Origin of the sequence: Streptomyces sp. NPDC056296 (genome assembly GCF_042268605.1) — a bacterium.
GTDB lineage: Bacteria > Actinomycetota > Actinomycetes > Streptomycetales > Streptomycetaceae > Streptomyces.
Genome location: NZ_JBHJRX010000003.1, coordinates 177,209 through 190,530, shown reverse-complemented (window position 1 = coordinate 190,530; position 13,322 = coordinate 177,209). Strand labels below are relative to the sequence as shown.

The following is a 13,322-nucleotide window of genomic DNA, read 5'->3' as shown; positions in this document are numbered from 1 at the left end:
TCAGCAGCTCGTTGTTCTGGTCATGCTCAGCAGGGGCGATCTGACTGACGACGAGTGGGCGGTGCTGGAGCCGCTGCTGCCGAAGAGCAATAACCGGTGCGGGCGGTGGCGGGACCACCGGCAGGTGATCAACGGGGTCATCCGCCGGCTCAGCACCGGTTGCCAGTGGCGCGAGCTGCACGATCGCTTCTTCCCGTGGCAGACCGTCCACAAGCGGCACATGCTCTGGTCGGCTGACGGCACCTGGGAGGTCCTGCTCCAGCATGTCCAGGCTGTCGCCGACGCCAAGGGCGACATCGTCTGGGACATCAACGTCGACTCCACCTCGGTCCGGGCCCACCAGCACGCTGCCGGGCACTAAAGGCGCCGCGGGCACCGTCCAACTCCTCAAGAGGGGCCGCACAAAGATCAGGTCACCCGCGCGCGCACTTTCGCCTGCGCTCGTTCCTGGAGGGGGCGGTGCGGCAGGCGAAGTTCTCGGCCGCTCGCGCGGCAGGCTGATGACGAAGCTGCACCTAGCGGCGGAGGGGAAGTGCCGCCCGCTGTCGCTGGTCATCACCCCGGGGCAGCAGGCGGACTGCACCCAGTTCGAGCCGGTCATGAACAAGATCCGCGCCCCCCGGCCGGGCCTGGGGCGGCCCTGCCCCAGGCCCGACAGTGTCAGTACCGACAAGGCGTACAGCAACAGAAAAACCCGTACCTACCTGCGCAAGCGCGGTATCCGCCATGTGATCCCGGAGAAGCGGGACCAGGTGGCCGGCCGCCTGCGCCGAGGCTCACGCGGAGGGCGCCCCCCAGGCTTCGACACAGAGCGGTGCAAGAAGCGAAGCGCTGTCGAGCGGTCGATCAACAAGTTGAAGCAGTTCAGAGCCGTCGCCACCCGCTATGACAAGCGTGGATACATCTACTTGGGCACCGTCACCGCCGCCGCTGTCCTCATCTGGCTCCGATCATGACCGGAGAAGCAGGCGCTATCTGATCACGTTCGTCTGCTGCCTGGGCGGCCGTGCAACCTCTCCGCGACCCCGGCGGGACAGCGGCGAGTTCGCTGCCCCAGCCTGGGTGCGCGGTGGTGGTCATCGGCTTGCAGGTCGTGCTCAGACCAGGGTGGATATGCAGAACGGGTGGCCTGCGGGGTCCAGCAGGACCCGCCACCGGTCGGGGTCCGGCTGGAACTCGGGCTTGACGCCCCCCAGGGCCAGCAGCCGGGCCTGCGCGGCATCCAAGTCATCGACGCCCAGTTCAATGTGGGCTTGCTTTGCCTGGGAAGCGGCCGGCCAGGTGGGACGGCGGTAGTCGGCCAGCCGGTTGAATCCGAGTCCTGCCGCGCCCTCCTGGCCGAGGAGGACGAAGTCGTCGGTGGAGAAGACGACGGGCAGACCGAGGGCCTCGGCGTAGAAGAGGGCCAGTTCGGCGGGGTCCGGGCAGTCGAACGTGACGGCCGAGTAACGGAACGTGGGGGTGGAGGTGTCTTCCGTGGTCATGAAGAGGACCCTAGGCCGGGACCAGGACAAATTCGGTCCTGGTCATGTGGAACAATCAGGAACGTGATCAGCGCATCCGCCCGCCTGCTGCGACTGGTTTCCCTGCTTGCCGCCAAGCCGTCGTGGACATGCGGCGAGCTGGCCGACCGGATGGCGGTCACCGACCGCACAGTGCGGCGGGACATAGCCAAGCTCCGGGAACTCGGCTACGCCATCGAGTCCGACCCGGGGCCATGGGGCGGTTACCGTCTCCGCGCCGGAGCCCGGACGCCGCCGTTGATCCTCGATGACGAAGAAGCACTCGCCGTTGCTGTCGGACTGCGCGAGGCCGCGCTCAGCGGTGCTCTCGGCGGCGACCAGGCCGCGCTGTCGGCGCTGCTGAAACTGCAGCAGGTTCTGCCCCAGCGCATCGCGGACCGGCTGACCGAGATGGACGACGCCTTCGTGCACACCCCCAGACCCGACGAGCCGCAGATCACGCCCGGCATGCTGCTGGAACTGGCCGCCGCGTGCCGCCGAGGCGAGCGTGCCCAACTGTCGTACCGCGACTGGGAAGGAAACGCCACGGTCCGGGACATCGACCCGTACCGCCTCGTTCACACCGGACGCCGCTGGTACTTCGTCGCCCGGGACGTGATGCGGGACCAATGGCGAACCTTCCGGGCCGACAGGGTCGACCGACTGCAGCCAACCGGGCACGCGGTGGAACTCATCGACCCACCCGACCCGGCGCTGCTCGTCTCCCGCTCCGTCGCCACCGGCCCCTACCCGCTCTCTGCCACGATCCGTCTCCCAGTGTCCATGAACCAAGCCCTGCGGCTGATTCCTGCGACGGTCGGCACCCACCGTCCCGAAAGCCCCGACACCACGATCGTCGACATCGGTGGTCCCGACGCAGACGGGCTCGCGAGGTACCTCCTCAGCCTGGCCACACCCCTGCGAGTCCTCTCACCGGACGCTGTCCGGCAGGCCCTGCTACGTCGTACCCAGGAACTCTCCGAGGACAACGCGAAAGGTCAGTCCCGGTAGAGCGACGTTGCGCAGGAACGAGCTCTGGCTCAACGACCAGAACAAGGCGCTACTGATCGGGAACGCACATCTGCGGCGTTGTCGTCGGTTGCCAGGGCTCCGCCCTGTCACCCTCCTCCGCCTTGGCAGCTGCACGCACCAGACCCCGCTCGGCCCCGCTGCAAGACGCCGTCACTTGGAGCCGACCTGATCCAAACAACACCCCCCAGTCGCGGAACTGCCGGCCGGGAGCGCGCCATCCTGAAGCTCTACTTCGTCAACTCCCTGCCCCAGCGGCAGGTGGCGGAGATCGTCGGCCTCTCGCAGATGCACGTCTCACGTCTGCTGGACCGGTCCCGCACCTTCCTGCGGCGCGGCCTCCTCGGGAGCTGACGGCCGCCGGCCCGGCGCGCGGCCGGGCCCCGACGGACCCTTGACCGTCGCCCTCGGGGCAGGGTAGACATGCGGCCATTGATGTTTACGTAAACATGAACCACACCCCTGACAGTGAGAGCACCTTCGCCATGCTCGATGTTTACGCAAACAGGACGAGTGACCACACCTTCCAGTCGGGAGCACACGATGGCACGCCGTACGCGCAGCAGACGCCTCCTCGGGGCCGCCGCCCTGACCGCCCTGGCCACGGGGGCCGCCCTGATCAGCGTTCCCGCCCAGGCCGAACCGGCCGCGGCCGCCGCCTCCGTCACCGTGCGGCCCGACCCGTCGTACCAGCAGGAGGAGTTCGAAGGCTGGGGCACCAGTCTGGTCTGGTTCGCCAACGCCACCGGCGACTACCCTCCCGAGATCCGCGAGAAGCTGGCGCGGCTCCTCTTCGGCGACGACGGCCTGGGCCTGAACATCGCCCGCTACAACATCGGCGGCGGCAATGCCCCGGACGTCAAGGACTACCTGCGCGCCGGCGGCGCCGTCGAGGGCTGGTGGAAGGCGCCCGCGGGCACCACCCGCGAGGACACCGACTGGTGGAGCGCGGACGATCCGGCCGACTGGAACGAGGACGCCGACGCCACCCAGCGCTGGTGGGTCGAGCGCATCAAGGACGACATCGACCACTGGGAGACGTTCAGCAACTCCCCGCCCTGGTTCATGACCGTCAGCGGCTACGTCTCCGGCGGCTTCGACTCCTCCGCCGACCAGCTCAGGACCGAGTCGGTCGACGACTTCGCCGCCTACGTGGCCGGTGCGACCAAGCGGCTGGAGAAGGCCGAGGGCATCGAGGTCGACACCGTCGACCCGTTCAACGAGCCCAACACCCCCTACTGGGGCACGCGGCTGGGCGCGGACGGCGAACCCGTCGGCGGCCGGCAGGAAGGGGCGCACATGGGCCCCGGCCTCCAGCGCGAGGTCCTGCGGGCCCTCGCCCCCGCGCTGAAGAAGGCGAAGGTCAAGGCGGGCATCTCGGCGATGGACGAGACCAACCCCGGTACCTTCGCGACGAACTGGAACGCCTACTCCCAGGCCGACCGCGACCTCGTCGACCAGATGAACGTCCACACCTACGGCACCGGGCAGCGCACCACCGTGCGGGACCTGTCCAAGGCCGCGGACAAACGCCTGTGGATGAGCGAGGTCGGCGGCGACTGGGGCGACGGCCAGGACTTCGAGGACATGCGGCCCGGCCTCGGTCTCGCCCAGCAGATCGTCGAAGATCTGCGTGAACTGGAGCCCCGCGCCTGGGTGTTCTGGCAGCCCGTCGAGGACTACGACAACATGAAGCCGGGCGGCGAGTCGGCCAAGGGCGGCAACTGGGGCAGCATCCAGCTCCCGTTCAGCTGCACCGCCGAGGACACCCTCGAGACCTGCCCGATCCGGACCAACACCAAGTTCGACACCGCCCGCAACTTCACCCACTTCATCCAGCCCGGCGACCGGCTGATCAAGACGGACGACACCTCCAGCGCCGCCGCCGTCACCCACGACGGCAAGGGCGCCTCGCTCGTCCACGTCAACCGCACCGCCGAGGCCCGCACGGTCACCGTCGACCTGTCGAAGTTCCGCCACGTGCGCCGGGACGCCACCGTCACCCCGGTCGTGACCAGTACCGACGGCAAGCTCGAACAGCGGGCCCCGATCAGGGTGAGCGACCGCGCGGCCACCTTCACCGTGCCCGCGCGGTCCGTGACCTCCTTCGCGATCAAGGGCGTCTCCGGCGTCGCGAAGGACGCCGCACTGCTGCGCGAGGGCCACACCTACACGCTGACCGGCGTACAGAGCGGCAAGGCCGTCACCGTCGCGGCGGGCGGCACCGACCTGGTCCTCGGCACCGCGGCCGGGGCCGGCGCCCAGCAGTGGCGGCTCAGCGCGGTGCGCCACGACAGCGGCGTACGCGACCGCTATGTCTTCACCGACCCGGAGAACGGCACGCGGCTGGCCGTACGCGACGACGTCCCGGTGGCCGAACCCGACACCGGCAGGCGTGACAAGTCCGCCGAGTGGCTCATGTCGACCACCGGCGACGGCACCTGGACGCTGGTCAACGCGGCCACCGGACGCCTGCTCGAAGTCGGCGGCCAGGCGACGCACGAGGGCGCGGCCGTCACGACGTGGCCGCCCAACTCCGGTACCAACCAGCGCTGGACGGTAACGGACGTGTCCGCCGGCTGACACTCCCCGCCTCATGGCCGAACGGCCCCGCCCGCATCCACCCGCGATGCGGGCGGGGCCGCGGCCCGTACAGACAAGAACTGGCTCGGACCGAACCCGTACAGGCAGAAGGAGACGGCATGACCATCGACCCTCGCGAGCTCGACGTCCGCCGCAGGATGGCGGCGCGGGAGCTCTACTCGGACGGTGCGCCGGGGCTGGAGGGCCTGGCGGAGGAGCGGCTGCGGGGCAAGGAGCTGGCCGACGCCTACAACCGGACCGGCGCCCGGGACGAGGAGGGCCGCCGGGCGCTCCTGAAAGAGATGCTCGCCTCCGTGGGCACGGGCGTGTGGATCGAGCCGCCGCTGCACGTGGCCTACGGCAATCGTGTGCACCTGGGCGACGACGTGTACGTCAACTTCGGCCTCACCCTCGTCGACGACGTCGAGGTCCTCGTCGGGGACCGGGTGATGTTCGCCCCGCACGTGACCATCAGCACCACCGGGCACCCCGTCCACCCGGACCTGCGCAGGGACGGTACGCAGTTCTCGGCGCCGGTGCGCGTCGAGGACGACGTGTGGATCGGAGCCGGCGCGCTGATCATGCCGGGGGTCACCGTCGGCCGCGGCTCGGTGGTCGGCGCGGGCAGCGTGGTGACGGCGCACGTGCCGCCCATGGTGGTCGTCGCCGGGACGCCGGCACGGGTGATACGCGAGATCACGGACGCGGACCGGGAGTGGACCTACCGTCCGCCCCGCACCCTGGGCCGCAGCTCCGAGTGATCGCGGGACGACCGTCGGGTGGTCCAGTCGCGCTCGGCAACTCCCGCCGTCCGCCCCGCACATGGCAGGGGGACGCGGCGCAGTACGATGATCGGAAATTGCGGCGGAGCGTCACCTCCCGGACCACGGAGCCTGCCATGACGACGGACCATTCCCAGCCACCCCACATCGACACCGGCCGGGCCCATCCCGCGCGTGTCTACGACTGGCTGCTGGGCGGCAAGGACAACTACCCCGTCGACGAGGCGGTGGGCGAGACACTGCCGCCCGAGGCGCGGGACGCGGCGCGGCAGAACCGCGCGTTCATGAACCGTGCGGTGGCCCACCTCGCCGCGCGGGGCATCGACCAGTTCCTGGACATCGGCACGGGCATCCCGACCGAGCCCAACCTCCACCAGATCGTCCAGCGGACGGTGCCGACGGCCAAGGTCGTCTACGCCGACAACGACCCGATCGTCCTGCGGCACGCGGAGGCCCTGCTGGTCAGCAGTCCCGAGGGGGCCACGGACTACATCCAGGCCGATGTCCGCGAGCCGGACGAGATCGTGCGGCACGCACGCGAGATCCTGGACTTCGACCGGCCCGTCGCGCTGTCACTGATCGCCCTGATGCACTTCGTTCCGGACGAACAGGACGCCCACGGCATCGTCCGCGGCCTGGTCGAGACCCTCCCGCCGGGCAGTCACCTGGTCCTGTCGCACGCCGCGATCGACCTCTTCCCGGAGCTCGCCGAGCAGGTGATCGCCCAGTACGCCAAGGGCGGCATCCGTCTCGGCTTCCGTACCCGGGCGGAGGTGACCCGCTTCTTCGACGGACTGGAACTGCTGCCGCCCGGCCTGGTCACGACCACCGAGTGGTACGGCGCGGGCCAGGAACCGCCCGCGCCGGAGGAGAGCGGCATCTACGCGGGCGTGGCGCGGATCCGCTGACGCCGGCGCGGGCGTGGCGCGGATCCGCTGACGCCGGGGAGACGCGCCGGGGCTCAGCGGCGCCGCCCGCGCGTCGCCCAGCCACTGCCGATCCCGGCGACGTGCAGGGCCAGCAGGGCGAGGCCGACGAGCATGACGTTGGTAGCGGTGAAGATGTCGTTGGTCGAGATCTCCGCCGCGTTGATCAGCCAGGCGATGAGGAACAGAACCGCCGCGATGATGGCGAGCACGGTGTACACCCCTTCGGATCGGCGGCACCGGAGCGGTGCCGTGTCACGCGTATGCCCCCGACCGGTCGCGTGACACGGCGGAAGGCACCGCGCGCTTCGTACGGTGTTCGTACAGTGGAGGGAACGGGACCGTCCGCGGCGCATCGAGGCCGGGTACGGTCCGTCCCGCACCCGCCCACCGGAGCACCCACCCATGCACGACCCGTCCACCGCACCGGACGACGGCTCCGGCACCCTGTTCGGCCTCGACGCCCTGACGCCCGGTCCGCCGGACGCCGCGCCCGCCGCCGGACCGCTCTTCCGGGACTCCGCCGCCGCCCGCCGGCTGCTGCCCGTACGGGAGATCCACGCCGAGCCGGCGGCGGCCGCCTCTCCGCGCGGCCGGCAGGTGATCGCCCGGTTCCCCGAGGCCCGTGTGGTCGAGGTGGACTCGCACTGGGGCGTCCCCGGCCTGCACGGCAACGAGGGCAACGTGGAGCGCTGGGTGCGGGTCAAGGGCGAGACGCTGGTCCTGGGCGAGAGGAAGACGCTGACCAGCCGCCCCAACGGCCGCTCCGCCGACTGGATCGCCCCCGGCGCCTCCAACGGCTGCGCCATGGCCTGCGCCTACTGCTACGTGCCGCGCCGCAAGGGGTACGCCAACCCCGTCACCGTCTTCACCAACATCGACCGGATCATCGCCCACCTCGGCCGGCACATCGCCCGGCAGGGACCCAAGCCCGAGCCGAACCAGTGCGACCCCGCAGCCTGGGTCTACGACGTCGGCGAGAACGGCGACTGCTCGGTGGACGCCCTGATCTGCGACAACACCGCGGACCTGGTGCACGCCTTCCGGCAGTGGCCGACGGCCAAGGCGTCCTTCGCCACCAAGTTCGTCAATCCCGACCTGCTCGCCCTCGACCCGCGCGGGCGGACCCGGATCCGCTTCTCCGTGATGCCGCCGGACGACTCCCGGCTGCTGGACGTGCGCACCTCTCCGGTCGCCGAGCGCATCGCCGCGGCGGGCGACTTCCTGGACGCCGGCTACGAGGTGCACTTCAACCTCTCCCCCGTGGTGGTGCGGCCGGGCTGGGAGGAGGCGTGGGCGGAGCTGCTGCGGCACCTCGACGACGTCCTGCCGGACCGGGTCAAGCGCCAGGCCGCCGCCGAGGTGATCATGCTGACCCACAACCGGGAACTGCACGAGGTCAACCTCGGCTGGCACCCGCGCGCCGAGGAGGTGCTGTGGCGGCCCGAGCTCCAGCAGGCCAAGCGCTCGGAGAACGGCGCGCTGAACGTGCGCTACCGCAATGACGTCAAGGCCGGGGCGGTGGAGCGGCTCCGCGCGCTCGTCGCCGCCCGTGCGCCCTGGCTGCGCGTCCGGTACGCCTTCTGAGGGTCGCACCGCCCTGCCCGCGCTCCGCGTCGCTCCGGGCGGCGGGTAAGGCGGACCTAACATCAGATAACGTGCCGGGTGCAACCATCCGCCGGAAGGCCACACTTCCGGCAAGCACACACCTGGGGAGCCGGCCTTGCCGCACACGATCGACGCGACCGGAGAACGACCGGACGCCGTCACCGAGGAGGGCTGGGTCGAGCTCGGCTCGCGCGCGGAACTGCGCGAGCTGCTGGGCGAGCCCTGGCCCATCGTCATTGACAAGGTCCACGACCGGCTCACGGACGAGGACCGGGAGATACTGGCCCGCTCCCCGTTCTGCCTGCTGGCCACCTCGGACGCCGAGGGCAACTGCGACGTCTCGCCGCGCGGTGACACCCCGGGCTTCACGCACGTCCTCTCACCCGGCACCCTCGCCCTGCCGGACCGGCCGGGGAACCGCCGGGGGGACAGCTTCCACAACATTCTCGACAATCCGCACGCCGGACTGCTCTACCTGATCCCCGGTGGCAAGGAGGTGCTGCGCGTCAACGGCCGGGCCCGTCTCCTCACCGACGCCCCCTTCTTCGACGCGATGGCACGGGACGGGCGGCGTCCGGACCTCGCCCTGCTCCTGGAGATCGACGAAATCTATCTTCACTGCCCGCAGTCCCTGAACCGGGCGGGTCTGTGGAAACCCCAGTCGTGGAAGGCGAGTTGAGCCCGTCGTCCGGCCGGCGGCGAACGGGGCGCCAGGGTCGCCGCCGGGGCGGTGTTAGCCCCGCCCCTACCAGCGCTTTTTAGGTTAGGCTAACCTTCGCCACGTGAGATCTGGTGAAGACGCAGCCGGCCCCCCGCGCCTGCGCGGTCATGAACTGTCGGCGACCGGTGTGACCGTGGCGTACGCCGGTGTCGATGTCGTGCACGACGCGGAGGTCCGGCTCAGGCCCGGTGAAGTGACCGTCCTGGTGGGCCCGAACGGCAGCGGCAAGTCGACGCTGCTGCGGACCGTCGCCCGGCTCCAGCGTGCCCGCAGTGCCACGCTCAGGATCGACGGGGACACCGACGGCCTGGCGCTGACGTCCCGTGAGTTCTCGCGGTACGTCGCCCTGCTGACGCAGGGGCGTCCGACCCCCGGCGGGCTGACCGTCCGGGACGTCGTCGAGTTCGGCCGCTATCCGTACCGGGGCCGCTGGGGGCGGCCGGATCCGGACGGCCCGGCCGCCGTCGACCGGGCGCTCGCGCTCACCGGCGTCGACGGCCTCGCCGACCGCGGCGCGGACCACCTGTCCGGCGGGCAGTTGCAGCGGGTGTGGCTCGCGAGCTGTCTCGCCCAGGAGACCGGGGTCCTGCTCCTGGACGAACCGACGACGTACCTCGACCTGCGCTACCAGATCGAACTCCTCGACCTCATCCGCGACCTGGCGGACGACCACGGCACCGCCGTCGGTGTCGTCCTGCACGACCTCGACCAGGCCGCGGCCGTCGCCGACCGGATCACGCTCCTCGAAGCGGGCCGGATCGTCGCCGACGGCCCGCCCGAGGACGTGCTGACGCCGGAACGCCTCAGTGCCGTCTACGGCATCCGGATCGAAGTCGACACCGACCCCCTGACCGGCCGGCTGCGCACCCGCCCGATCGGCCGCCACCACATACGAACCCCCGAAAGGCTCGGCACCACCTCATGAGACGCCTCCTGCTCACCGCGGCCGCCACCACCGCCGCGGCGCTCACCCTCGCCGCCTGCGGCACCACCGAGCCCGCCGCCGACAAGACCGAGAAGAAGGCCTCCGAGGCCATCACGCTCAAGGACGGCAAGGGCACCGAGGTGAAGCTCGACGGCCCGGCCACCAAGGTCGTCGCCACCGAGTGGAACGCCGTCGAGAGCCTCATCTCGCTGGGCGTCGACCCGGTCGGCGTCGCGGACGTCAAGGGCTACAAGACGTGGGACACCTCGGTCCCGCTGAAGAACGAGCCCAAGGACATCGGCACGCGCGGCGAGCCGAGCATGGACACCGTCGCCTCCCTCGCTCCCGACCTCATCGTCGCCACCACGGACCTGCCGCCCGCCGCCGTGAAGCAGCTGCGCGAGGTCGCCCCGGTGCTGGAGCTGAAGTCCGCCGACGGCACCGACCAGATCGGGCAGATGCTCGACAACATCGACCTCATCGCCAAGGCCACCGGCACCACGGACAAGGCGAAGACGCTCCGCGCCGACTTCGAGGCGAAGGTCGCCGAGGGCAAGAAGGCCCTGGCCGACGCCAAGATGGCCGACCAGGAGATCGCCTTCGCCGACGGCTACGTGACCTCCAACCAGGTCTCGATCCGTCCCTACACCGCGACCTCCCTCATCGGTGAGGTCAACGAGGCCATCGGCCTGAAGAACGCCTGGAAGATGAAGGGCGACGAGGCCTACGGTCTCGCCTCCACCGACGTCGAGGGCCTGACCGCCCTGCCGAAGGACACCCACTTCGTCTACATCGGCAACGACGAGGACCCGGCCGCGACCCCGTTCACCGGCGCGCTGGCCAAGAACTCGGTGTGGAAGTCCCTGCCGTTCGTGCAGGCCGGCGACGTGCACCGGCTGAACGACGGAATCTGGATGTTCGGTGGCCCCGGGTCGATGCAGGCGTACATCGACGCCGTCGTCGGCGCGCTGACGAAGTAGCGAGGCCATGGCCGTCACCGCAACCAAGCCCGCTGCCCGTCCGTCGACGGCTCCCACGTCCCGGTCGGGTGCGGCCGCGGTGACGGCCGGACTCGTCCTGCTGGTCGCCGTCCTGGCCGTCGTCGACATCACCCAGGGCACCGCAGCCGTGGGACCCGCCGAGGTGTTCAAGGCCCTGACCGGGCAGGCCGATCCGGACGACGCGTCCGTCGTGATCGCGTCCCGGCTGCCCCGGATGGCCGCGGGGCTCCTGGTCGGTGCCGTCCTCGGCACGGCCGGTGCCGTGCTCCAGGCGGTCAGCCGCAATGTGCTGGCATCCCCCGACACCCTGGCCGTGAACGCCGGTTCCTACCTGGCGCTCGGGCTGGTCGGCGCCACCGGCGTCTCGCTGCCGATGATCGCCTCCTCCGGCGTCGCCTTCGCCGGCGGTCTGGCGGCGGCGGCCGTCGTGCTCGGTCTGTCCGGGCTCGGCACGGGCACCGTCCGGCTGGTACTCGCCGGCACCGCGCTGATGCTGGGCCTGAACTCCATGACGGAGGGACTGCTCCTGCTCTTCCCCGAGCAGACGGACGGCCTCTACCAGTGGAACCAGGGCAGCATCGGCCAGAACGGCTTCGACGGCATCCTGCAGATGCTGCCCATCGCCCTGATCGGGCTCGTCGGGCTGATGCTGACGGCCCGTCGGGTGGACGCGCTCGCGCTCGGCGACGACGCCGCGCGTGGACTGGGCGTCCCGGTGCGGGCCACCCGGGTCACGGTCGTCGTCCTGGCAGCGCTGCTGTCGGCCGCCGCGGTCACGCTCGCCGGGCCGATCGGATTCGTCGGCCTGTGCGCACCCGCCCTCGTCCGCCCGCTCGCCCGCCGGTTCCGCGGCTTCGCGCGATCCCGTACGACCATGCTCGCGGCGGCGCTCACCGGCGCGGCCCTGGTCCTCGGTTCCGACGTGCTGCTGCGGACCCTCGTCGCGGACGACCTCTCGGTGGCCGTCCCCACGGGTGTCGTCACCAGCCTGGTCGGCGCCGTGTTCCTGGTCGTCATGGCGCTGCGGCTGAAGGACACGGCCGGGGCCGGCGCGCCCGACCGGCTGCGCATCCCGAGCCGGACGGTGTTCCTGGCCACCGTGGCGGTCCTGGCCGCCGCCCTGGTCGGCCTCGTGATCGCCGCCGTGCTGGTCGGCGACAGCAAGCTGCTGCTCGGTGACGTCGTCAACTGGGCGCAGGGGCGGGCCGGACGGACCGTCTCCTTCGTCCTGGACACCCGGGTGCCCCGGGTGCTCGCGGCGCTCTGCGCGGGCGCGGCGCTGGCCCTGGCCGGCACACTGGTGCAGGCCGTGACCCGCAACCCGCTCGCGGAACCCAACGTCCTGGGCGTCACCGGCGGCGGCGCGCTGGGGGCCGTGATCCTGGTGACCACCGCGCCCGTCGCCGGCACGTGGGGCGTCGCCGGTGCCGCCTTCGCGGGGTCCGCCGTCACCGCGGTCCTCGTCTTCGGGCTCGCTGCCCGGGGCGGCTTCCAGCAGAACCGCCTGGTCCTCGTCGGCATCGGCACGGCCTCCGGGACGGCGGCGCTGATCAGCCTGCTGATCGTGCTCACCGACCCGTTCAACGCGACGAAGGCACTGACCTGGCTGTCCGGTTCCACCTACGGGCGGACCATGCCGGACATCGTGCCGGTCGCGCTGGCCCTGGTCGTCGGCATCGGCGTGGCGGTCGCCCGGCGCACCGAGCTGGACCTGATCTCGCTGGACGAGGACACACCGCGGCTGCTGGGCCTTCCGCTGGGTCCGGGACGCCTCGGCTTCCTCGTGCTCAGCGTCGTACTCAGCTCGACGGCCGTGGCCTGCGCGGGCACCATCGGCTTCGTCGGGCTCGTGGCCCCGCACGCCGCCCGCGCCCTCGTGGGCCGGCGGCACGTGCGGGTCCTGCCCGTCGCGATCCTCCTCGGCGCCACGCTCGTCTGCGCGGCCGACCTCATCGGCCGCACAGTGATCGCGCCGGCGCAGCTCGGCGCGGGGCTCATGACGGCGGTCATCGGTACGCCGTACTTCCTGTATCTGCTGGTGCGCAGCCGCCGGTAGGCGAACCTCACGGCACCGGTGCTCCAGCCGACCGACCGGGCTTGGCCCGCTGCCCTGACGGGGTGGCGGGCCATACCGTTTCCCGTCGGCAAGTCGGGCACGTCCTCGTTCGCGGCGTGACCGTTGTTAGACAATGCGTCAAGTTACTGAACCGTAATAAGCATGACGCTACCCGGGGTAACTCCTGGC

At 71.1% G+C, this 13,322-nt stretch carries 13 protein-coding genes; 11 read left to right on the top strand and 2 right to left on the bottom strand.

Annotation, left to right across the window (positions count from 1 at the left end):
* Positions 1-22 precede the first annotated feature (22 nt).
* Positions 23-956, top strand: a protein-coding gene (locus ACFCZF_RS03900; protein WP_376670267.1) for an IS5 family transposase whose coding sequence is annotated in 2 segments (ribosomal slippage) — positions 23-357 and positions 356-956 — 936 coding nt in all. Because the reading frame shifts where the segments join, the coding sequence is not laid out codon by codon here.
* Between the two features lie 141 nt (positions 957-1,097).
* Here ACFCZF_RS03900 and ACFCZF_RS03895 read toward each other — a convergent pair.
* Positions 1,098-1,484 (bottom strand): VOC family protein, encoded by a 387-nt coding sequence (locus ACFCZF_RS03895; protein ID WP_376670266.1) that lies wholly within the window; start codon positions 1,482-1,484, stop codon positions 1,098-1,100.
* 63 nt (positions 1,485-1,547) lie between these two features.
* On the opposite strand from ACFCZF_RS03895, the gene ACFCZF_RS03890 reads away from it, so the two are divergent.
* The 5 genes from ACFCZF_RS03890 (at position 1,548) to ACFCZF_RS03870 (ending at position 6,804) form a co-directional block, all read left to right on the top strand.
* Entirely contained in the window at positions 1,548-2,513 is a 966-nt protein-coding gene (locus ACFCZF_RS03890) for a helix-turn-helix transcriptional regulator (RefSeq protein WP_376670265.1), read from the top strand.
* 279 nt (positions 2,514-2,792) lie between these two features.
* Positions 2,793-2,885, top strand: coding sequence for a hypothetical protein (locus ACFCZF_RS03885; RefSeq protein ID WP_376670264.1), 93 nt, complete (start codon positions 2,793-2,795; stop codon positions 2,883-2,885).
* A gap of 189 nt (positions 2,886-3,074) precedes the next feature.
* The gene (locus tag ACFCZF_RS03880; RefSeq protein ID WP_376670263.1) at positions 3,075-5,114 is read left to right on the top strand and encodes an RICIN domain-containing protein; all 2,040 of its coding nucleotides are present in this window, start codon (positions 3,075-3,077) and stop codon (positions 5,112-5,114) included.
* 119 nt (positions 5,115-5,233) lie between these two features.
* Positions 5,234-5,875 (top strand): sugar O-acetyltransferase, encoded by a 642-nt coding sequence (locus ACFCZF_RS03875; protein ID WP_376670262.1) that lies wholly within the window; start codon positions 5,234-5,236, stop codon positions 5,873-5,875.
* A 137-nt stretch (positions 5,876-6,012) separates the two neighbouring features.
* Positions 6,013-6,804, top strand: a complete 792-nt coding sequence (locus tag ACFCZF_RS03870; RefSeq protein ID WP_376670261.1) for an SAM-dependent methyltransferase — start codon at positions 6,013-6,015, stop codon at positions 6,802-6,804.
* A 53-nt stretch (positions 6,805-6,857) separates the two neighbouring features.
* Here ACFCZF_RS03870 and ACFCZF_RS03865 read toward each other — a convergent pair whose 3' ends face one another.
* Positions 6,858-7,034 carry a hypothetical protein gene (locus tag ACFCZF_RS03865; RefSeq protein ID WP_375919755.1) on the bottom strand — a complete coding sequence of 59 codons (177 nt, stop codon included), beginning with the start codon at positions 7,032-7,034 and terminating at the stop codon, positions 6,858-6,860.
* Between the two features lie 193 nt (positions 7,035-7,227).
* Here ACFCZF_RS03865 and ACFCZF_RS03860 point away from each other — a divergent pair, with 193 nt between their 5' ends.
* The 5 genes from ACFCZF_RS03860 (at position 7,228) to ACFCZF_RS03840 (ending at position 13,133) form a co-directional block, all read left to right on the top strand.
* The gene (locus ACFCZF_RS03860; RefSeq protein WP_376670260.1) at positions 7,228-8,409 is read left to right on the top strand and encodes a spore photoproduct lyase family protein; all 1,182 of its coding nucleotides are present in this window, start codon (positions 7,228-7,230) and stop codon (positions 8,407-8,409) included.
* A gap of 136 nt (positions 8,410-8,545) precedes the next feature.
* Positions 8,546-9,109 (top strand): MSMEG_1061 family FMN-dependent PPOX-type flavoprotein, encoded by a 564-nt coding sequence (locus ACFCZF_RS03855; RefSeq protein WP_376670259.1) that lies wholly within the window; start codon positions 8,546-8,548, stop codon positions 9,107-9,109.
* Between the two features lie 103 nt (positions 9,110-9,212).
* A complete protein-coding gene (gene cdtA, locus ACFCZF_RS03850; protein WP_376670258.1) occupies positions 9,213-10,076 on the top strand; it encodes a siderophore ABC transporter ATP-binding protein CdtA in 864 nt (287 codons plus the stop codon).
* Positions 10,073-11,056, top strand: a complete 984-nt coding sequence (locus ACFCZF_RS03845; RefSeq protein WP_376670257.1) for an ABC transporter substrate-binding protein — start codon at positions 10,073-10,075, stop codon at positions 11,054-11,056. The genes cdtA and ACFCZF_RS03845 overlap by 4 nt, the downstream gene beginning before the upstream one ends.
* 7 nt (positions 11,057-11,063) lie before the next feature.
* A complete protein-coding gene (locus tag ACFCZF_RS03840; protein ID WP_376670256.1) occupies positions 11,064-13,133 on the top strand; it encodes an iron ABC transporter permease in 2,070 nt (689 codons plus the stop codon).
* Positions 13,134-13,322: the final 189 nt, after the last annotated feature.